We start from the raw sequence: 20,564 nt of genomic DNA, 5'->3' as shown, positions 1-20,564 counted from the left end.
TTTCAAGGGAACTATTGTCCGCCTAAGGGATAGTTTTTGGGGGCGACGTGGGTTTTGCCGTTGTATGGAATTACATATTTTTGATTTTTATAATTTTTCTTTCCTGATACGCCACTGAGTTTTGCAGCCAACGCCCATACGCCGGATACGGCAGGACGGCTTTTGTCAAAAGCGATTTTAGCTTCCAGACTGGTATATCTGTCTTCGCAGCGGCGTTTTTCGCGCCCTTTATATTCATCGCAATTGCCGTAATATGCGCCGTTATCGTTACCGTTGATAATTAAGCTTTTACGGACACGGTTGCTATTATCGGTAAACAGGAAATTTTCTCCGGTTGTTGTTTCACCCTGACCTGTATAACCTGATTCGACAGTGTAGCCCCAGTTTTGCTCACCCATCTGGACAAACCGCCAATCCTTATTCTCCGGCGGCTCGCCCCATGCGCCAATTTCATCGCTTCCATGTTGTTTGATTGCCCACTTTCCGTCTGTTTTTTCCAAAACAAACAATTCTGCCAGACCCGAAGAAGCATGCGCGTCCTGTTTTACTTTTTGTTGCATATCGTAGGCAAAACCTGTGTACAACACATAGCGCGTGACTTTGCCGTTGCGCGTTACGGTATGATCGGCAATGGGTTTCATGCAATACATAATATTGTCAGATGTTGTCTCACTGTCTTTCGACGGCTTGGCGAGCTGGCATTTGTGCGCGGCAAGCGGTCGGTTGTAATACTTGGCAATGACGGCCTGTACGGCGGCTTTGTCGTTATCGGGTGCAGCCGACGCCAAGACAGGGCAGGCAAGCAAAAGCAGGGAGATAATGCGTTTCATAGAAATTTTCCCAAAATGTTTTACTGAAGAAAGTAATGCTGACTTCAGGCCGTCTGAAACCGTTTTCAGACGGCCTTTTTGTGTTTATTGCTGACACGCGCCAACATACCGGCGACAAAAGTGGACGCAATAACGACGGTAATACCCATCGCAGACATGGTACTTAAATGTTCACCCAAAATTAACACCGCCATGATAACGCCGATGACAGGCTCAAGCGAAATCAGCAGGCCGGAGACGTTGGCAGGGACTTTGTTCATGCCTTTGTTCCACAACAGATAGGCAAGCCAACTGCAACCGATCCCCATATACAAAATCGACAGCGTACCGCCCCATGACCAGTTGATTTGATAGCTGTCTGCCAACACCAGCGAAAACGGCAGACACAACACCGCCGCCGCCGCCATGGAAGCCGCGGTAAATGCAGGCGCACCGATACGGGCAACCATCTGTTGGCTCGGACGTATCACACCTGCAAAACCCAATCCCGCAAGCAAAATCAGCAAACAGCCGAACCAGTCAATCGTACCGCCCTCTTCTGCACCGCCCATGACCATCATGCCCACGCCGGCAAACGCTACCGCGCAGCAAATCCAGTGGTAAAGCTTGGCTTTGTCGTTGAAGAAGAAATGACCGACAAAGACCACCAGCAAAGGCTCCAGCCCAACCATGGTAACCGCGCTGGCAGCGGATGTATATTTCAAACCGATAAACTGGAGCATCAAAACGACAACGTAGTTGACAAAGGAAATCCACAACAACGGCTTCCATTCGCTCCGCGGAATCCTACCCAAATGACGGCGGCACGACGGTAGCACCATCAACGCGGCAATCAACAACCGCGCCTCAACCATCAGCGTTGGGTCGATCATCTCGTAGGAATACTTGGCAGCGATAAACGAGCTGCCCCAGATTAACAGTGCGAGTATTTGGTAAAGCATGGTTCAACTCATGGTAAAAAATTAATCGTTTCTTCTCTGGCTTTCAGACGGCCTGAAGCCTTTTCAAGCTGTTTTTATTTTGATTGTGTCAGTGAATCCAAAAAGTCGAAGAGTTTGGCATTCATTTCACTGAAATCCGCCGCTTCGATTTTATCCGGATGTTGGACATAAGTTTGGGCTTGACTTTGTTCGGCCACATTTTCGCGTCCGTCCGCCGCAATCAGCAGCCCGACGGCTTCGCGGTCAAACTCTAAATGGGCTTGGAAGGCATAATGTTTGGGCGCAAAACGGATAATCTGGCGCGGACAGCCTTTGCTGGTTGCCAACACAACCGCCTCATTCGTCAAACCGGGCATATCGCCGTGCCAATGGCCAGTATTCAGGGTTTTGCCCAACAGGGAAACATGAGCATCCGCCAAACCTTCCGCCGTCAGCTCAATCGGATAAATGCCGATTTCACGCTCAGGGCTGCGCGTGTGGCGCGCACCGTAGGCAACGGATAAAAGCTGCGCACCCAAACACACGCCGACAATATATTTATCCGCCGCCATCGCCTGACACATCAAGCGCAGCTCGGATTGAGGGTCGTAATACGGGAATGCCTGCCTGTCTTCATCAGGCGATTGCGGCCCGCCCATTACAATCAAAAAATCTATATCGTCCGCATTATCAGGCAGAGCTTCCCTTTCGTACACTTTGGTTGCACTGATGTTATGTCCGCGCCATTGCGCCCATTTCAAATATGCTCCCGGCACTTCAAATGCCTCGTGCAGGATGAAGTGGATATTTAATTTATTCGGATTTTGCATTGTTATTTCTCCTTCAACCGTCAGGACGGGTTGCCCTGCCGTATTACAGCATACCGTGCTGTTGTAATTTTTTACGCAAGGTATTGCGGTTCAAACCCAAAATAACGGCAGCTTTAGACTGATTGCCGCCGCATTGCTCCATCACGCAGGCAAGCATCGGCTTTTCAACTTGGTGCAACACCATATCGTACACGCCGCAAGGTTCCGTACCATCCAAGTCTTTGAAGTATTGTCGTAAGTTTTGTTCAATACATTGCGCAATGTCAGTAGTCGTTTGATTCATCGTGATGTCTTTCTGTAGATTTGTTTTTAAATAGATTTGTTTTTAGATGATGAGGCCGTCTGAAACTCTTTAGCCTTCCCGATAGTGGCATATCCAACGGTCGGTTTTTTCTGAAAGCGTCTCAAGATAGGCGGCAAGGGTATCGTATTGTGCCGCGGCGCTGTCCAAGCGGTTGATTTCCCGGCGTGTTTGTTCGCCGTCGGGCATTTCGTCGATATACCAGCCAATGTGTTTACGGGCGATGCGTACGCCGGCCACTTCGCCATAAAATTCATGCATGGCGCGGATATGGTTCAAAATGGTGGCGTTGCATTCTGCCAAGCTCAAGGCCGGCGGTAAAACGCCGTGTTCGGCGTAATGTTTTAAATCACGGAAAAGCCACGGCCTGCCTTGTGCGCCGCGCCCTATCATGATGCCGTCGGCGGAGGTTTGTTTGAGGACGGCGGCGGCTTTTTGCGGCGAAGTGATGTCGCCGTTGACCCAAACGGGGATGTTCAGACGGCCTTTGGTTTCGGCAATCAGTTCGTAACGCGCTTCGCCTTTGTACATCTGCGTGCGTGTGCGGCCGTGGATGGCAAGGGCTACGATGCCTGATTCTTCGGCAATTTTGGCGATGGTCGGCAAGTTTTGATGTTCGTCGTGCCAGCCCAAACGGGTTTTGAGGGTAACGGGTACGTCCACCGCGTTGACAACGGCTGCCAAGATTTCGGCAACCAAAGGCTCGTTTTGCATCAATGCGCTGCCTGCCTGCACATTGCAGACTTTTTTGGCCGGACAGCCCATGTTGATGTCGATAACCTGCGCCCCGAGGCTGACGTTGTAACGCGCGGCATCCGCCATCTGCTGCGGATCACTGCCGGCAATCTGCACGGCCACAACTCCGCCCTCGCCTTCAAAATCGCTGCGGCGCAAGGTTTTTTTGGTATGGCGCAAGCTCGGATCGCTGGTCAGCATTTCGCATACCGCCCACCCTGCGCCAAACTCGCGGCAAATCCGGCGGAACGGTTTGTCCGTAATGCCTGCCATGGGGGCAAGTGCGATGGGGTTGTCAATGAGATAGCCGCCGATGTGCATGATGTGTGCGCCAAATTGAAAGGGCTGAAATTGTACAATTTTTAAGCAACTTTTCCAATCGTATTTACATGTTGCACAATGAAAAAGGCCGTCTGAAACTGAGTTTCAGACGGCCTTTTTTCAGCCAAAACATTTAAATAAACAGCATGACAACCATCTGCACTGCTGTCTGAATCATGGCAATAATCGGCCAAATCAGTTTGGCCAGCAGGCCGGTAAACAAAAGAATCAGGATAATCCATGTACCGTATGGCTCGATTTTACGGAACTGCATGGACTGCTTGGCGTTAAGGAAGGTATCGAGAAAAATACCGCCGTCCCAAGGCAAAATCGGAATCAGGCTAAATGCGACCCAAATCGAGTTCACCATCACGCCGTAACCTGCCATCTGCACCAACGGCGCTTGATAAGACTCAGGCACATACGCGGAAAATACGACGACAAAGCCCCAAAAGAACGCCAAAATCAGATTGGCAATCGGACCTGAAATCGACACCCAACGCCACGCGCGGCGCGGATCGCGGAAATTACGCGAATCGATGGGCATAGGACGCGCCCAGCCGAACAGAAAACTGCCTATCATCAGACACACCAGCGGCACGACAATCGTACCGACAGGGTCGATGTGCGGCAGCGGATTGAGCGTCAAACGCCCAAGCTGCTCGCCGGTATGGTCGCCCCAATAACGCGCCGTATAACCGCGTGCCACTTCGCGCACGGTAATGGCCAACAACACGGGCAATACTGCCAGCAAAAATACGCCTAAATCAAAATTTGCAAACATGGTTTTCCTTATCAAACATGCCGTCTGAAAACAAAAAATATCATTAACTATCCTTTCAGACGGCCCGAGGCTTTAATCTTCTTCTGTCTTATCCGAATCTAAAGACTCTTTCAGCTCTTCCCAAGTAATGCCTTTACCTTGCGGATTAAATTTGAAGACCGGTTCACTATAAAGTAATGGCGAATATCTTTAATAAAAGGCCTGTCATGCTGAAATTTAACACGCAGTACCGATTCCATAAAGGCTTTCAAACAGCATGATTCATTGCCTCTCGCTATCATACCTAATTCAATCGCCCTATCTATTTCAAGCCTAAAGGCCGTCTGAAACTTCAAATCCAGTTTCAGACGGCCTTTGATTTCCTATTTAAAATGCCACAGCTGTTTTACAGGCTGTAATACATTTCAAATTCCAGCGGATGCGGTGCCATGCGGATACGGCGGACATCTTCCTCTTTAAAGGCGATGTAGCTGTCGATCCAGTCTTTGCTGAACACGCCGCCGCGCAGGAGGAATTCGTGGTCGGCTTTGAGGGCGGCCAGTGCTTCTTCCAAAGAAGCGCAAACGGTTGGCACCAATGCATCTTCTTCCGGTGGCAGGTCGTACAGGTTTTTATCGGCAGGGTCGCCCGGATGGATTTTGTTTTGAATACCGTCCAAACCGGCCATCAACAAAGCGGCAAACGCCAAGTATGGGTTGGCGGTCGGATCAGGGAAACGCGCTTCAATACGGCGTGCTTTGCTGCTGTTCACAGATGGAATACGGATGGAAGCGGAACGGTTTTTAGCAGAATATGCCAATTTGGTCGGTGCTTCAAAATGCGGCACGAGGCGTTTGTAGGAGTTGGTGGACGGATTGGTAATCGCGTTCAAGGCTTTGGCGTGTTTGATGATGCCGCCGATGTAGTAGAGCGCGGTGTCGCTCAAGCCGGCATAGCCGTCGCCTGAGAACAGGTTTTGACCGTCTTTCCAAATGGATTGGTGAACGTGCATACCGCTGCCGTTGTCGCCCATGATAGGTTTGGGCATGAAGGTAGCGGTTTTACCGAAGTTGTGGGCAACGTTTTGAATCACATATTTCATGTCTTGGGTTTGGTCGGCACGTTTAACCAAAGTGGCGAAACGGGTACCGATTTCCATTTGGCTACCGGTACCGACTTCGGAGTGATGGACTTCCACTTCGATGCCGAGTTCTTCCAAAACATTGACCATGGCAGAACGCAGGTCTTGACCGCAATCAATCGGCGCAACAGGTGCGTAACCGCCTTTGACGGTCGGGCGGTGGCCGGTGTTTTGACCGTCCATGTGCAGGCCGCTTGACCATGCGCCGCTTTCGGAAGTGATTTCGTAACGGGTTTTGTGCATATCGGTTTCAAATTCTACGCCGTCAAAAACGAAGAATTCAGGCTCGGGGCCGAAATAGGCGGTGTCGCCGATACCGGAAGATTTCAAATAGGCTTCGGCGCGGCGTGCGATAGAACGAGGGTCGCGGTCATAGCCTTGGCCATCGGCCGGATCGATAACATCACAAGTAAAAACAACGGTGGTATCGTCATAGAAAGGATCAACGAAGGCTGTAGACGCATCGGGACGCAACTGCATATCGGAAGCCTGAATACCTTTCCAACCGCCAATGGACGAACCGTCAAACGCTTGACCGTTTTCAAACCATTCTTCGGGATCGTCGAGGACGATGCGGGCGGGGATGGTAAAGTGATGCTGCTTGCCTTTGGTATCGGTAAAGCGCAAATCTACGAAGCGGGCTTCGCTTTCTTCAATCAGTTTTACAGCGTCTTTGATGGACATCTTCAGCTCCTGAGGGAATAGGTTTAAGTTGTTATTCTACCACGGTAAGGCCGTCTGAAATACATCAGGGCACCCGTTTTTACGCAATGAAATATAGTTTCAGACGGCAAGATTGTCAACAATCCTTCTCTTGCTGTATTCTTGAAAACCGAAATCTAATCTGTATTACCGTCTTTTGTCCGAGTTTATAGTGGCTTAAAATAGAAAAGCCAATCATTCATCCTGTGCCGATAAGACAGTTATCGTGGCTCATGGTTGCAGACAAAGTTGTACATATACTCCCCAGATGTTTCAGGAAAAACATATTCCCATTTGCTTCCATAAGGAGGAGTATAAGAGTCAACCAACTTTGCTGATTTTGAATACACTGCAAAAGTTAATATCCGATATCTCCTATTACTGCAATCCATTTCTCTTAGTGATTTCATTTGAATAATAAATTTATTATTAAGATATTTTTGGGGTTTCTTATACCTATCATCAAACCAAGCCCGATTATGGGTGCGGCTATCCACATCGCCATAGGTAACACCATCATCATTAAAGCTTAATCCTACCCAATCTGTCGCTACAGCCTGAGTTGCTAATCCCACCGTTAATAATGCTAAAAGTAACATCTTTTTCATGCCAAACCTCTGTAATTTTTATCAAAAAATAAAGTTGTATTATAAAAAATGGATTTTTCAGGTAGCAAAAAATTATATCATGCCGTTGTAAAGCGCATTTACCCTCCAGCGTTCCCATCTTCCCTTCGTCGTTATAAAATAGCTGTCCTATTTTTGGAATACAACCATGACAACTATCTCCCGTTACGCCGTTTTTGGCAATCCCGTTGCACACAGTAAATCGCCGCAAATCCATCAGCAGTTTGCGCTGCAGGAAGGCGCGGCCATCGAATATGGGCGCATTTGTGCCGAAATCGGCGGTTTTGCCGAGGCCGTTGCGGCGTTTCGTGCCGAGGGTGGGCAAGGTGCGAATGTAACTGTCCCATTCAAGCAGGAAGCTTTTGCGCTGGCGGACGAACATTCCGACCGCGCCTTGGCTGCCGGCGCGGTCAATACGCTGGTGTGGTTGGAAGACGGCAGAATACGCGGCGACAATACCGACGGTATCGGTTTGGCCAACGACATCACGCAGGTCAAAAACATTGCCATAGAGGGCAAAACCATTTTGCTTTTGGGCGCAGGCGGCGCGGTGCGCGGCGTGATTCCGGTTTTGAAAGAACACCGCCCTGCCCGTATCGTCATTGCCAACCGTACTCATGCCAAAGCCGAGGAATTGGCGCAGCTTTTCGGCATTGAAGCTGTCCCGATTGCGGATTTGAACAGCGGTTTCAATATCATCATCAACGGCACGTCCGGCGGCTTGAGCGGTCAGCTTCCTGCCGTCAGCCCTGAAATTTTCCGCAACTGCCGCCTTGCCTACGATATGGTTTACGGCGAAGCGGCGCAGGCGTTTTTGAACTTTGCCCAAAGTAACGGCGCGGCCGAAGTTTCAGACGGCCTGGGTATGCTGGTCGGTCAGGCTGCCGCCTCCTACCATATTTGGCGCGGATTTACGCCCGATATCCGCCCTGTTATCGAATACATGAAAGCCCTGTAACATGTTCCGCATCATCAAATGGCTGATTGCCCTGCCCATCGGTATCTTCATTTTCTTCAATGCTTATGTGTACGGCAACATCATTACCTACCGCGCCGTCGCGCCCAGTAAAACCGCTTTCATGTCCATGCGCATGAGCCAGTTTGCAAAAGAAGGCCGCGATGTCGAGCTGGATTACCGCTGGGTGCCTTACGACCAAATCTCCGTCAACCTCAAAAAAGCCCTGATTGCTTCCGAAGACGCCAACTTTGCCGAACACAGCGGCTTTGACTGGAACGGCATCAAATACGCCATGAAGCGCAATAAGCAAAGCGGCGAAGTCAAAGCCGGCGGTTCGACCATCAGCCAGCAACTGGCGAAAAACCTGTTTCTCAACGAAAGCCGCAGCTACATCCGCAAAGGCGAAGAAGCGGCGATTACGGCGATGATGGAAGCCGTTACCGACAAAGACCGCATTTTTGAGCTGTATCTGAACTCAATCGAATGGCACTACGGCGTATTCGGCGCGGAAGCTGCGTCCCAGTATTTCTACAAGAAACCTGCCTCCGCCCTTACCCGCCAACAAGCCGCCAAACTCACGGCACGCGTTCCGGCTCCGCTGTTTTACGCAGACCACCCTAAGAGCAAACGGATGCACAACAAAACCAATATCATCCTGCGCCGCATGGGTTCGGCAGAATTACCTGAAAGCGATATGGATTAATTAAAAAGGCCGTCTGAATATTTCAGACGGCCTTTGTTTTTTAGGCTTTCTCTTCCGGCTCCGGTACGTCAAACACTTGGCGCAGGTAAGCGAGGAAGGTGTTGTTGGTGGTCATGGTTTTGCCCGGGGAGTCGGAGAGCTTGGCGACGGATTGTCCGTTACACTCGACGAGCTTCAAGACAATGTTCAAAGGCGTGTGTCCCAAATCGTTGGTTAGGTTGGTACCGATACCGAAACTGGTTTTGAAACGGTCTTTGAAGTATTGGTGCAACGCCCATGAACGCTCAATATCGAGGCCGTCTGAAAAGGTCAGCATTTTGGTGCGGCTGTCGATTTTGAGTTTTTTGTAATGCTCGTAGGCTTTGTCGCCCCAGACATAAGGATCGCCGCTGTCGTGGCGCAGGCCGTCGAAGAGTTTGGCGAAGTACAGGTCGAAGTCGCGCAAGAAAGCATCCATGCCAACCACGTCGGTCAGGGCGATACCGAGGTCGCCGCGGTATTCATGTACCCAGCTTTCCAGCGCAGCTTTTTGGAAATTGCGCAAACGTACGTCCAAAGCTTGGAAGGCTTGGAGGAACTCGTGCGCCATGGTACCGATGGGTGTGATGCCGAGTTTTTTGGCCAGATAAACGTTGCTGGTACCGCGCACAATGTCGGGAGCGGCTTCTAATAAGGTGCGGATAACGTGTTCCTGCCATGCAAGGGTGTAGCGGCGGCGCGTACCGAAATCGGAAATAAGGAACGGCGGATCATTCGGATTTTGTGTAGCTGCAATTTCTTTCAGCTGTTGTGCTTTGGCCTGCAAACGGCGCTCGCCTTCTTCAATGACGGCAGGCGTTTCCAAGCGGCGGAAATAGAGTTCGTTGACGATGGCGAGAATGAAAATCTCGAAGAACATCGCCTGTATCATCGGGCCTTCGATGCGGATGTTCAGACGGCCTTGATCGTCAGGACTGACTTGAACGAAGCGGCGTTGGAGCTGGAAAAGTTCGAGATAATCGACAAAGTCGCTTTTGATAAAGCGCAGACTGCGCAGATAGTCGAGTTCGTCATGGGTAAAGCGCAGCTGGCACAGAGAGTCGAGTTCGCGTTCCAAGTCTTCTTGAATATCGGCCAGCGGATACACCATCTCTTTGTTGCGGCAGCGGAATTCGTAGAGGCTGTGGGTTTGCGGGAATTGGTGCAACACGACTTGCAGCATGGTAAATTTGTACAGGTCGGTATCAAGCAGGGATTGGATAATGGGCTGATAAGCAGACATAAGTTTTCTCTGAGTAAACGTGGGCTTGATGAGGGTATCGATTTTAATAGGAAAGGCCGTCTGAAAGAAACCTTATTCAGACGGCCTTTATCTTATTTAATCCAACTGCGCTACGGAAACCGGCAAAGAACGGATGGCAGACAACATCGTGCTGGCATCTTTTTGCTGTTTACGGAACGCGGCCATATTGGTCGGGGTCAATTTCGGCGTCGGCAAGGCGACGGTAGTCGGGTTGACCGGCTGGCCGTTGACGCGTGCTTCGTAGTGCAGGTGCGGACCGGTAGAACGGCCGGTTGTACCCACAAAACCAATCACTTCACCGGCACGAACTCTGCCGTCGGCAGGACTGAACGCGCTCATGTGGCCGTACAGGGTTTCCACACCGTTGGCATGACGAATCATCACGGTATTGCCGTAGCCGCCTTTCCAACCTTTGAAAATCACTTCGCCGTCGGCAGCGGCCTTAATCGGCGTACCGGTCGGCGCGGCATAGTCGATACCGGTGTGCATACGGACGGTATGCAGAACCGGGTGAACACGGTAGCCGAACGGGGAAGAAATGCGCGTGTATGCAACAGGCTCGGTATTAAAGCCTTCTTTTTGTTGCAGGGACTTACCGTTTTGGTCGTAGTAGCTACCGCTTTCTTCGTCGCCTTTGCCTTGGCTGTAATAATAGGCTTGGTAGGTTTTGCCGTCTTTAACCACTTCAGCCGCCAAAATATCGCCGACCGCCATTTGCTGACCGCGGAAATACATGCTGTTGTACAAAAGACGCACGGTATCGCCTTCGCCCAAGTCGCTCATATTGAACGAATCGGCAAAGATTTCTTTGAGCTGGATATACACTTCGGAAGGGATTTCGGCACGGAGCATATCGCCGATGGCGGAAGTGCGGATTTGCACGGAGCGCAGGGTCGGCATGGTTTTCATGTCGATTTCGGCATTGGAGATGCGCCATTTGCCTTTGACTTTTTCCAAAGCCACCAAGTTGCGTTCCAATTCTTCATCGGTAAAGAATTGAACATCGGTCACTTGGCCTGAAGAATCGATGCGGATGTTGACAGATTGGTTGGTCCGCAGGTTTTTCATGTCAAGGTTGGCATTATTTTTCGCCATGATTTGCTTGATGTCTTCTTGGTTGACACCCATGCGCGTCAAAACGTCTGCCAAAGAGTCGCCGGCTTGGACGGCTTCTTGCACCCAATAGCTGGATTGATAAGTATTGGTTTCCACATAAACGGCAGGCAGCTCTTCGGAAATACGCTCGACTTTGAAATCGGTTTGTGCAGGTTGAGGGTCGGTAATGGCGTATGCGGTCATGATGCCTGAAGCCGGCAGCAGAAACGCTAAGAGGGTTGCTTTGAATCGAGTGGAATATTTGTTTTTAATCACGCGTTATCCTTAATGGGGCGGTCTGTTTTTGAGGTTTGCAGAATGCCGGCACATCCGGCCTGCCGCGACCGCCTGCTGGTTTAAACAGTTTTGGGGATAAAGGACTTTGAGTCTTTTTTCCGATCTGAAAATCAGGTTTTCATTCGGAATGAATGAGGTCGTGTTTGAGATTGACGTTATTATCAGGGCTATTGTGTTGATTTACACCCTGTTTTTCTGAAATTTACGCCTTGCATTTTAGCATGACAGCCCGTTTTTTCCAAACCGGCCGTCTGAACGGCTCTTTTTCAGGGCGTAAAAGCAAGGTTCCGAAACACATCATTTGTCGCGTAAAATAACGGTTTTCCTATCTATTTGCGCTTATGAAGCTGACCCTCGCCCTCCCCTCGCTCAACCGTTTTGCCGACGAATCCGTGCCTGCGCTTTCCTTACCTGCTTTTAACCGTCTTTTGCGTTACGGCATATTACGCAAAGAAACACTCAGGCCGTCTGAATTTTACGGACGCCATTTGTGGAGCGGCAGCTTCATTACCCAAGTGCAACGTTTACGCCACACAAGCCAAAAACGCACAGCCGCTTTTGCCTCTCCGGTTTGGCAACAAATGGGCATGCACCATGTCAACATTATCAGCGGCGAGTTTGTCGGCATCCAAAAAGAGGAGGCGCAACGGTTATGTGCGGATTTGTCGGCGTTTTATCAAGATAAAGATTGGCAATTCGAGCCGCTTTGCGAAAGCATGTGGCTGCTCAATATGCCGAAGATTGAAGATTGGGGCGCGGAATGTGTTTTGGATGTGTGCGGGCAGCCGGAAATGGACGGTCAGGCACACGGCAAAGATGCGGTGTCTTGGTTGGCCATGCAGACGGAAATCCAAATGTTTCTCCACACGCATCCGATTAACCAAGCACGCGAACAACAAGGCTTGCCGGAAATCAACGGTTTGTGGCTGTGGAATGATGCGGACGGTACACAGTCTGCGGATATTGTCGCCACAGACAGCGTATGGGCACGTTTTTCGGATACGCCCAAACTCGATGCGCCGTATGATTTGAAGGCTTGGTTTGAGATGGTTCAAGAAACAGGCAACACGGTTTCAGACGGCCTTATCTTTTTGGACGACTTGGTTTCCACCTTACAGACAGGCGATGTTTGGGCATACAAAGATATTTTGGAAAGCTGGGAAACCCGTTGGTTTGCACCTTTATGGGACGCACTCGCTTCAGGCCGTCTGAAAACCGTTTGTATTGCCACAGACGGTGAAAACGGCGGCACGCTGGAAATCAGCCGCCGTTCCAAATGGGCATTTTGGCGCAAAGCTAAAACGTTTAACGGATCGTGGTAAGCGGTTTTAAGCCTCCATCGCCTCCAATTTGGCTGAAATTTTGTCCCACACATCCTGCAACGGAATCGCTTTCAACAAACGTGTCGGATCGTTGGTATCGATACTGTCGGGGTGAGGTAATTCGGCATAATCGCCGGCATAAATGACTTCCGCCTGCTCGGAATAGGGACGCCATTTATCCACCCATGACGCGCCAAACAAAGCGATTTGCGGTTTATCCAAAGCAGCGGCGATGTGCATCGGTGCGGAATCGACACCGACAAACAGCTTCGCTCCCTCAATGGCCGCCGCCAATTCACGCAGGCTCAAGCATCCGGACAACACATATACTTTTCTGCCTTCCGGAATATTCAGACGGCCTATAATTTCCTGAAGCATGTATTGTTCGACAGTGTCGGGAGAAGCAGTCAATACGACATTCTGCCCGCTGTTGAGCAGAAGCTGTACGATGGCGGCGTTTTTGCCGTCTTCCCAACATTTGAAATGCCAACGCGCTCCCGGGTGCAGTAACACATAATCTTCGCCGTTCCAACCCTGCTCACGCAATTTCTGCCGCATGCTTTCCCTTGCATCTTGTGCCACCCAAAGGCGTACCTTCGCATCGGCCACGTCTTCCGGCTGGATAAGCGGCGCAAGGATATTCAACTGGTTTTCAACGATATGATGGCTGGTATCAAGCTCATGGTTGATAAAATCATGACAGAAACGCCACCAGAAACCGTCTCGCTTGATGCAGTCAAAACCCACGCTGCAACGGGCGCACAGTTTGGCAATTACCGCTGCGCGCCATTGGTCGGACAGATTGAAAGCCCAGTCATAATCGCGCGCCTTCAGCTTAGACAAAAGATTTTTCTCACACGCCAACTGTTTGAATACGCCCAGCTTCTTCCAATTTCGATCAATGGTAAAAATCTGCGCAATCTGCGGATTATCGGCAATCAGCTGCCCCGTACCGGCATACACCAGCATATCGATTTCGCAATCGGGGAAACGGGTTTTCAGCGCATTGACCACCGGCGTGCTTAGCAGCACATCACCATGATGGCGCAATTTGATGATCAGAATACGTTTGGGTTGGGCTAAAGACATACAAAACTTTCAGACGGCCAGTTGATTGGCTGCTATTGTAAAGCGGAAAACAGGTTTCATAAAATACAAAACAGGCCGTCTGAAACCTATCCTGCTGATTCATCGCTATAAAATCCGCACAAGTCATGCAATTTATATTACAATCCGCACCCCGTGGTTCGAAAACCTCCCACATTAAAAAACTAAGGAAACCTCATGTCCCGCAACAACGAAGAGCTGCAAGGCATCTCCCTTTTGGGCAACCAAAAAACCCAATACCCGAGCGAATACGCGCCTGAAATTTTGGAAGCGTTCGACAACAAACATCCCGACAACGACTATTTCGTCAAATTCGTCTGCCCCGAGTTCACCAGCCTCTGCCCGATGACCGGCCAGCCCGACTTTGCCACCATCTACATCCGCTACATCCCCCATATCAAAATGGTGGAAAGCAAATCCCTGAAACTCTATCTCTTCAGCTTCCGCAACCACGGCGACTTCCATGAAGACTGCGTCAACATCATCATGAAAGACCTCATCGCCCTGATGGATCCGAAATACATCGAAGTATTCGGCGAATTCACACCGCGCGGCGGCATCGCCATTCATCCGTTTGCCAACTACGGCAAAGCAGGCACAGAGTTTGAAGCTTTGGCACGCAAACGCCTGTTTGAGCACGATGCACAATAATCCTATTCAGACAGCCTAACGCCCTTTTCATTACAAGACTTTCTCTATTGCACAATCTTGCAAGGCTTCATGCCGTCTGAAAAACTTCCGAAAGATTCCCATGTACGAATTTACTGCCGCACAGCAGAAGAAAGCGCTCTTCTGGCTGGTGCTTTTCCATATTTTTATTATTGCCGCCAGCAATTATCTGGTGCAGTTCCCCTTTCAAATTTTCGGTATCTTTACCACTTGGGGCGCATTTTCCTTCCCCTTTATCTTCCTCGCTACCGACCTGACCGTGCGCATTTTCAGCGCGCCGTTGGCGAGACGGATTATTTTTTGGGTGATGTTCCCCGCCCTGCTGCTCTCTTACGTCTTCTCCGTCCTCTTTCATGACGGCAACTGGACAGGCTGGGCATCTTTAACCGAATTTAACACCTTCGTCGGCCGCATCGCATTGGCCAGCTTTTCCGCCTATGCGCTCGGGCAAATCCTCGATATTTTTGTGTTCAACAAATTACGCCGTCTGAAATCATGGTGGGTTGCCCCCACCGCTTCTACCGTTATCGGCAACGCTTTGGACACGCTGGTGTTTTTCGCCGTTGCCTTTTACGCAAGCAACGATGAATTTATGACGGCAAACTGGCAGGGCATTGCATTTGTCGATTATCTGTTCAAACTTGCCATCTGCACCCTCTTCTTCCTGCCTGCCTACGGCATCGTATTGAGCATCTTGACCAAAAAACTGACTTCCTTAAACGTCCGTCAAGAAATGCCCGAATCGGTTTTAGCCAAATAAGCAGTAGATAAAAAACAAGGCCGTCTGAAACTTTAATCGTTCAGACGGCCTTTTATGTTTTAAACAATTAACCGGTCAATTGTTTGGTAATCAGTTTTTTCAACGGTGGGAAGTTATTGCTTGCACGCAATACCAAACCGCGCAACAGTTTCGCCGGAGCCGTTTCATTGGTAAAGAGTTTCAGCAGCATATTGGTGCCGTGGTAAATCGGATGGGCATGGAACATATGCTTGGTGCTGTATTTTTCCAGCAGGCTCTTCGCACCAATATCCTGACCGCGTTGCTCGGCTTCGAGAACCAATTTAGCCAAAAGATCGGCACTTGCCAGACCCAAGTTGAAGCCGTGCGCAGTAACCGGATGCATACCGACCGCGGCATCGCCGATCAACGCGCTGCGTTTGCCATAGAAACGTTGGGCAATCATACCGACCAAAGGATAATTGTGAATGGTGCTGACCAATTCCATATCGCCCAAACGGCCTTTGAGTTGCTCTTTCACGCTGGCTGCCAATTCTTCCGGCGACATGTTTTTAATCGTTTCGGCTTTATCGCTGTCCACCGTAATCACTGTATTAGTCAAGTGCTCTTCCAAAGGCAGCAACGCAATGGTGCGGCCGTAGTGGAAGCATTCATATGCAGTATGCAGGTTGGACAAAGTATGCTTCATGCGGCACACAAACATGGTGCGGCTGTAATCGTGCATATCGGAAGAAATGCCCAATTGACGGCGCGTTTGCGAGAAGCGGCTATCGGCGGCCAACAACAGACGGCCGGTCAATACTTCGCCGTTTTCCAAAATAACTTGCGCCTCATCGTCAGAAGTTTTGACTTCTTTAACATTGGTGCCGGCCAGAATTTTGACGTTTTCCAATTTGGACACGACTTCATAAGCGGCTTTGCGGATATTGTGGTTGGAGATCAAATAGCCCAGGCAATCCGCAGGCTCGCCACGCGCCTGAGTCGGTTGCGGGAAGTGGAGCTGGTAATCGGAATGGCCGTTCAACACTTTGGCATCGCGCAAAGGATAAATTTCGTCTTTTGGAATCAAATCCCACATACCCAATCGCTGCATGATTTCGCGCGACAAGTGCGTCAGTGCGATTTCACGGCCATCATACGGCGGATTTTGCAACACTTCTAAAGGACTTCTTTCAATCAGGGTTATGTTCAAGCCGCTTCCGGCCAACTCTGCGGCAAAACTTAATCCGGCAGGGCCTGCGCCGACGACGAGAATATCACTGTGTAAGCTCATGGGAGGAATTCCTTGTATTCAACTGATACGGATTTTTTCAGACGGCCTTAAGTTTACTGTGTTTAGCTACAAGAGGGTAAATCAAAGGCATTTGATAGATTATATAGAAAGAGTTGATAGAATAAAACAAAGGCTATCGATTATAAGCACGTTTTTACTTTGGCCTTAATATAAATCAAGCTTCACGACATACGGATTTTATCAAACAGACAAAACCGTCAGATAAACAAAAACCGCATTCCGAAAAGGAATGCGGCTTTCAATCGTAAAACGATTATTCTTCAGAACCGGTATAAGGACGGATGCTGACGGTTTTACGGTTCAGCGCGCCTTTGGTTTTGAATTCAACGTAACCGTCGACTTTAGCAAACAAAGTGTGGTCTTTGCCCATGCCTACGTTGTCACCTGCGTGGAATTTAGTACCACGTTGACGAACGATGATAGAGCCTGCCGGAATCAGCTCGTTGCCGTAGGCTTTAACGCCCAAGCGTTTGGCTTCTGAATCGCGACCGTTGCGGGTGCTACCGCCTGCTTTTTTACTTGCCATTTGTAATACTCCTGAACTTACTTGAAATTAGGCGATTGCCACGATTTCGATTTGGGTGAAATTTTGGCGATGGCCTTGGCGTTTTTGGTAGTGTTTGCGACGACGCATTTTGAAAATACGTACTTTCTCGCCACGACCATGAGCAACGACTTTAGCTGTTACTTTTGCGCCTTCGATAAAAGGTGCGCCTACTTTTACAGATTCGCCGTCAGCAATCATCAAAACTTCAGTCAGTTCGATTTGGCTGTCGAGTTCGGCTGGTATCTGTTCTACTTTCAATTTTTCGCCAACGGAAACTTTGTATTGTTTACCGCCGGTTTTTACGACCGCGTACATACTCAACTCCATGAGAATTAGGTTAACATTCCGCACACCATGTGCGAAACGAGCTATTATATTTCTATTTGCCTGTTTTGTCAAAATTTATTTTATTCACAAGTGAAAAGGCCGTCTGAAAGATATGTTGCATGCTTTTTAACTGATATAATCACGCGCTGGATTGCTGATATCTTTATGCAACGTTATTACCCCGACCGAATGTACGGGTTTAAACAGATTCATTGGAGCCACCGCTCCGTTTTATCAACAGAGAATGTTTTATGCTCGAAAACCTGCCTTACTTCCAACGCCACCTGCCCGATGACCTTGCCAAAGTTAATGCGGTCATCAACCAAGCTGTTCAATCCGATGTTGCGCTGATTTCGCAAATCGGCACATACATCATCAGCGCGGGCGGTAAGCGCCTGCGTCCGATTATTACCATTTTGGCAGGCAAAGCAGTCGGGCATGACGATGAAAAACTGTACTCGCTGGCAGCGATGGTGGAATTCATCCACACCTCTACCCTCCTGCACGACGATGTCGTCGATGAAAGCGATTTGCGCCGCGGCCGTAAAACGGCAAACAACCTCTTCGGCAACGCGGCGGCTGTTTTGGTCGGCGACTTCCTATATACACGCGCCTTCCAACTGATGGTTGGTTCGGGCAGTATGCGTATTTTGGAAGTGATGGCAGACGCGACCAACATCATCGCCGAAGGCGAAGTCATGCAGTTGATGAACATCGGCAATACGGATATTACCGAAGAGCAATACGTCCAAGTTATCCAATACAAAACAGCAAAACTGTTTGAAGCTGCCGCGCAAGTCGGCGCAATTTTGGGCAAGGCTTCCCCCGAACACGAGCAAGCCTTGAAAGACTACGGCATGTACGTCGGTACGGCTTTCCAAATCATTGACGATGTATTGGACTACTCAGGCGAAACCGATGAAATCGGCAAAAACGTCGGCGACGATTTGGCAGAAGGCAAACCTACCCTGCCATTGATTTACCTGATGAGAAACGGCTCCGAGCAGGCAGCAAACGATGTGCGCCACGCGTTGGAAAATGCCGACCGCAGCTATTTTGAAAAAATCCACGACTATGTCGTCAACTCCGACGCTTTGCCGTATTCGATTTCCGAGGCGAAAAAAGCCGTCGACAAAGCCATCGCTTCATTGGACGTGTTGCCTGACAGCGAAGTCAAAGAAGCCATGATCCAACTGGCAAAAGAATCCTTGGCCCGAGTATCTTAATCCGATGAATTTCAGCTTTGTCCCTTTGTTTCTGGTTACGCTGATTTTTTTAGGCGTTGTCAGCAACAACAACTCGATTACGATTTCGGCGGCCGTCTTATTGTTGATGCAGCAAACCGCTTTGTCGCAATACATTCCCTTCGTGGAAAAACACGGCTTGCAAGTGGGCATCATTATGCTGACCATCGGCGTATTGAGTCCGCTGGTTTCCGGCAAAATACAGATTCCGCCGCTGTCTGAATTTCTCAATTTCAAAATGATTGCCGCCGTCCTTATCGGCATCTTCGTCGCTTGGCTTGCCGGACGCGGCGTTCCATTGATGAGCGAACAGCCTGTTTTGGTAACCGGATTATTAATCGGCACCGTCATCGGCGTTGCCTTTGTCGGTGGCATTCCGGTCGGCCCTTTGATTGCCGCCGGCTTATTGTCTTTTGTTGCCGGAAAGGTTTAAAATCCCCTCCTTTAACGCCTCGCCATAGTTCAACGGATAGAACATATGCCTCCTAAGCGTAAAATACAGGTTCGATTCCTGTTGGCGAGGCCACTATTTCAATAAAAGCCTTTCATACTTTGAAAGGCTTTTTTATTATCAACAAATAAAGGCCGTCTGAAACTTTTCAGACGGCCTTTTCATTTTGCTAAATCGTTAACCCGGACGACCATCCGAACGAGGACGGATCAGCCAAGGAATATATTTCCATGCGTACAACAGCAGAGACACGGCAAACAAAGCGGCGGAGCAACGGATACTGTGTATGTATGCCGTACCGCTCACAAAGGTAGCCAAAACACGGATAACCGTTGCGGCAATCATCAGCCAAAAGGCGACAGGAACCACTTTAGGCGGCGGATAAATAGAGTTGCCGGTATGGCCAAGCGCAGTTCGTGCCATCATGCCCAAAGTCAGCACGCCGATACCGCCAACGCCGATAAGGTGTACGCCCAAATTCAGGAAACTTGAAATCCAATAAGAAATACCGACAGCAATCAAGCCCAAGCCTGTAAACAGATAGCCGGCAAACAAAATCCAAAGCATAGGCTCTTTCAGTACGGCTTTATACCACCAGCGGTACACCTGCACGGTAAAAATCACACCGGCAGCAATAGAGAACAAAGCAGCCAATTCCGGCAATATGTTATGAGCCATCATCATGGCAGTCAGCATAGGCAGCCAAAGCGATGCGTGCGCGACCCATTGAGGGCTGGGAATTTGCGGCACGTTCAAACGTTTGGACGTAAAGAACGAGATAATCCGCATACCGATCAAACCGATAAAACCGGCCACCATAATCAAACCGGATTGCAGACCGGTCATCAGCGCGATGGCATCAAACGGCTGCATTTTCATATGGAACGCGAAATGGGTGCCGCCCAAAACAAAAATAGCAAATACGGCAACATAGTTGCGCTTGTTTTGAGAACGGATTACCGGCAAAGCCATGCATACCGCGCCATACCAGAAAAAGATCGTACCAAATATACCGCTTGCCGTTGCACCCCAGCCGGGAATAAACGCACACAAACGCGCAAGCAGCCAAAATGCAGTCAAACCTGCCAACGCCTTGCCGCGCGTGGGCGGCTGGCCAGTCCAAGTTGCCACGGCCGTCAGCAAGAATGCAATGACGACCAATCCGGCGTAGCCCCAAATCATTTCATGGGCATGCCAATAAAAACCCGGCAATTCAGGCGTACCCTGATAGCCGAAGCCCCAAAGCAATATAGACAATGCGCCATACAAAGCCGCCAACGAATAAAACGGGCGGAAGGCCATTGCCCACACAGGATGTTTGAACAAATCGTTCATAGTGGTTCCTTCAATTTTTATATCA

At 49.6% G+C, this 20,564-nt stretch carries 22 protein-coding genes, 1 tRNA gene and 1 riboswitch; of the genes, 8 read left to right on the top strand and 15 right to left on the bottom strand.

Annotated elements, in window-relative coordinates; all coding sequences use genetic code 11:
* Positions 1-11: 11 nt before the first annotated feature.
* From HMPREF2700_RS01330 to HMPREF2700_RS01295, 8 genes are all read right to left on the bottom strand, one after another.
* Complete coding sequence (locus HMPREF2700_RS01330) at positions 12-830, bottom strand: hypothetical protein (RefSeq protein WP_070589414.1); 819 nt, start codon at positions 828-830, stop codon at positions 12-14.
* A 65-nt stretch (positions 831-895) separates the two neighbouring features.
* A complete protein-coding gene (locus HMPREF2700_RS01325) occupies positions 896-1,771 on the bottom strand; it encodes a DMT family transporter (RefSeq protein ID WP_070589412.1) in 876 nt (291 codons plus the stop codon).
* Positions 1,772-1,845: 74 nt separating this feature from the next.
* Positions 1,846-2,580, bottom strand: coding sequence for a glutamine amidotransferase-related protein (locus tag HMPREF2700_RS01320; RefSeq protein WP_070589410.1), 735 nt, complete (start codon positions 2,578-2,580; stop codon positions 1,846-1,848).
* 43 nt (positions 2,581-2,623) lie between these two features.
* Positions 2,624-2,863, bottom strand: coding sequence for a Fis family transcriptional regulator (locus HMPREF2700_RS01315; RefSeq protein ID WP_003684241.1), 240 nt, complete (start codon positions 2,861-2,863; stop codon positions 2,624-2,626).
* A 69-nt stretch (positions 2,864-2,932) separates the two neighbouring features.
* Positions 2,933-3,937: a tRNA dihydrouridine synthase DusB gene (dusB, locus tag HMPREF2700_RS01310; RefSeq protein ID WP_070589408.1), complete on the bottom strand. Its 1,005-nt coding sequence runs from the start codon at positions 3,935-3,937 to the stop codon at positions 2,933-2,935.
* 133 nt (positions 3,938-4,070) lie between these two features.
* A complete protein-coding gene (locus tag HMPREF2700_RS01305) occupies positions 4,071-4,721 on the bottom strand; it encodes a site-2 protease family protein (protein ID WP_070589406.1) in 651 nt (216 codons plus the stop codon).
* A gap of 385 nt (positions 4,722-5,106) precedes the next feature.
* The gene (glnA, locus tag HMPREF2700_RS01300; protein ID WP_070589404.1) at positions 5,107-6,525 is read right to left on the bottom strand and encodes a type I glutamate--ammonia ligase; all 1,419 of its coding nucleotides are present in this window, start codon (positions 6,523-6,525) and stop codon (positions 5,107-5,109) included.
* 239 nt (positions 6,526-6,764) lie between these two features.
* Positions 6,765-7,151, bottom strand: a complete 387-nt coding sequence (locus tag HMPREF2700_RS01295; RefSeq protein WP_070589402.1) for a surface-adhesin E family protein — start codon at positions 7,149-7,151, stop codon at positions 6,765-6,767.
* Between the two features lie 166 nt (positions 7,152-7,317).
* On the opposite strand from HMPREF2700_RS01295, the gene aroE reads away from it, so the two are divergent.
* On the top strand, positions 7,318-8,127 hold the full coding sequence (aroE, locus tag HMPREF2700_RS01290) for a shikimate dehydrogenase (protein ID WP_070589399.1): 810 nt from the start codon (positions 7,318-7,320) through the stop codon (positions 8,125-8,127).
* A 1-nt stretch (position 8,128) separates the two neighbouring features.
* Positions 8,129-8,830, top strand: a complete 702-nt coding sequence (gene mtgA / locus HMPREF2700_RS01285; protein ID WP_003684244.1) for a monofunctional biosynthetic peptidoglycan transglycosylase — start codon at positions 8,129-8,131, stop codon at positions 8,828-8,830.
* A 40-nt stretch (positions 8,831-8,870) separates the two neighbouring features.
* On the opposite strand, the gene pncB is transcribed toward mtgA, so the two are convergent.
* Complete coding sequence (gene pncB / locus HMPREF2700_RS01280) at positions 8,871-10,091, bottom strand: nicotinate phosphoribosyltransferase (protein ID WP_070589398.1); 1,221 nt, start codon at positions 10,089-10,091, stop codon at positions 8,871-8,873.
* A 96-nt stretch (positions 10,092-10,187) separates the two neighbouring features.
* A complete protein-coding gene (locus tag HMPREF2700_RS01275; protein WP_070589396.1) occupies positions 10,188-11,483 on the bottom strand; it encodes a M23 family metallopeptidase in 1,296 nt (431 codons plus the stop codon).
* A 362-nt stretch (positions 11,484-11,845) separates the two neighbouring features.
* Here HMPREF2700_RS01275 and HMPREF2700_RS01270 point away from each other — a divergent pair, with 362 nt between their 5' ends.
* A complete protein-coding gene (locus HMPREF2700_RS01270) occupies positions 11,846-12,826 on the top strand; it encodes a hypothetical protein (RefSeq protein ID WP_070589394.1) in 981 nt (326 codons plus the stop codon).
* A gap of 6 nt (positions 12,827-12,832) precedes the next feature.
* Here the strand turns inward: HMPREF2700_RS01270 and rfaQ are convergent, their stop codons facing one another.
* Entirely contained in the window at positions 12,833-13,915 is a 1,083-nt protein-coding gene (gene rfaQ / locus HMPREF2700_RS01265) for a putative lipopolysaccharide heptosyltransferase III (protein WP_070589392.1), read from the bottom strand.
* A 147-nt stretch (positions 13,916-14,062) separates the two neighbouring features.
* Positions 14,063-14,107, top strand: a riboswitch (PreQ1 riboswitch).
* 3 nt (positions 14,108-14,110) lie between these two features.
* Here rfaQ and queF point away from each other — a divergent pair.
* Positions 14,111-14,584: a preQ(1) synthase gene (queF, locus tag HMPREF2700_RS01260; RefSeq protein ID WP_003748427.1), complete on the top strand. Its 474-nt coding sequence runs from the start codon at positions 14,111-14,113 to the stop codon at positions 14,582-14,584.
* A 100-nt stretch (positions 14,585-14,684) separates the two neighbouring features.
* Positions 14,685-15,362, top strand: a complete 678-nt coding sequence (locus HMPREF2700_RS01255; RefSeq protein ID WP_070589390.1) for a 7-cyano-7-deazaguanine/7-aminomethyl-7-deazaguanine transporter — start codon at positions 14,685-14,687, stop codon at positions 15,360-15,362.
* Between the two features lie 67 nt (positions 15,363-15,429).
* Here the strand turns inward: HMPREF2700_RS01255 and ubiM are convergent, their stop codons facing one another.
* From ubiM to rplU, 3 genes are all read right to left on the bottom strand, one after another.
* Positions 15,430-16,614, bottom strand: a complete 1,185-nt coding sequence (ubiM, locus tag HMPREF2700_RS01250; RefSeq protein ID WP_070589388.1) for a 5-demethoxyubiquinol-8 5-hydroxylase UbiM — start codon at positions 16,612-16,614, stop codon at positions 15,430-15,432.
* A 274-nt stretch (positions 16,615-16,888) separates the two neighbouring features.
* On the bottom strand, positions 16,889-17,161 hold the full coding sequence (gene rpmA / locus HMPREF2700_RS01245) for a 50S ribosomal protein L27 (RefSeq protein ID WP_002212328.1): 273 nt from the start codon (positions 17,159-17,161) through the stop codon (positions 16,889-16,891).
* A 27-nt stretch (positions 17,162-17,188) separates the two neighbouring features.
* Complete coding sequence (gene rplU, locus HMPREF2700_RS01240) at positions 17,189-17,497, bottom strand: 50S ribosomal protein L21 (RefSeq protein WP_002216394.1); 309 nt, start codon at positions 17,495-17,497, stop codon at positions 17,189-17,191.
* A gap of 263 nt (positions 17,498-17,760) precedes the next feature.
* Between rplU and ispB the strand changes: the two genes are divergently transcribed.
* The 3 genes from ispB to HMPREF2700_RS01225 all read left to right on the top strand — a co-directional run bounded on the left by ispB (position 17,761) and on the right by HMPREF2700_RS01225 (position 19,279).
* Entirely contained in the window at positions 17,761-18,735 is a 975-nt protein-coding gene (gene ispB / locus HMPREF2700_RS01235; RefSeq protein WP_070589386.1) for an octaprenyl diphosphate synthase, read from the top strand.
* Between the two features lie 4 nt (positions 18,736-18,739).
* A complete protein-coding gene (locus HMPREF2700_RS01230; RefSeq protein ID WP_070589384.1) occupies positions 18,740-19,186 on the top strand; it encodes a DUF441 domain-containing protein in 447 nt (148 codons plus the stop codon).
* 18 nt (positions 19,187-19,204) lie between these two features.
* A tRNA-Arg gene (locus HMPREF2700_RS01225) sits at positions 19,205-19,279 on the top strand.
* Positions 19,280-19,381: 102 nt separating this feature from the next.
* On the opposite strand, the gene HMPREF2700_RS01220 is transcribed toward HMPREF2700_RS01225, so the two are convergent.
* On the bottom strand, positions 19,382-20,539 hold the full coding sequence (locus HMPREF2700_RS01220) for an NnrS family protein (RefSeq protein WP_070589382.1): 1,158 nt from the start codon (positions 20,537-20,539) through the stop codon (positions 19,382-19,384).
* Positions 20,540-20,564: the final 25 nt, after the last annotated feature.

This window comes from Neisseria sp. HMSC068C04 (genome assembly GCF_001810105.1).
Lineage (GTDB): Bacteria > Pseudomonadota > Gammaproteobacteria > Burkholderiales > Neisseriaceae > Neisseria > Neisseria flavescens_B.
Note: the sequence above shows the minus strand (reverse complement) of the source record. Positions and strands in the feature narration are given on the sequence as shown.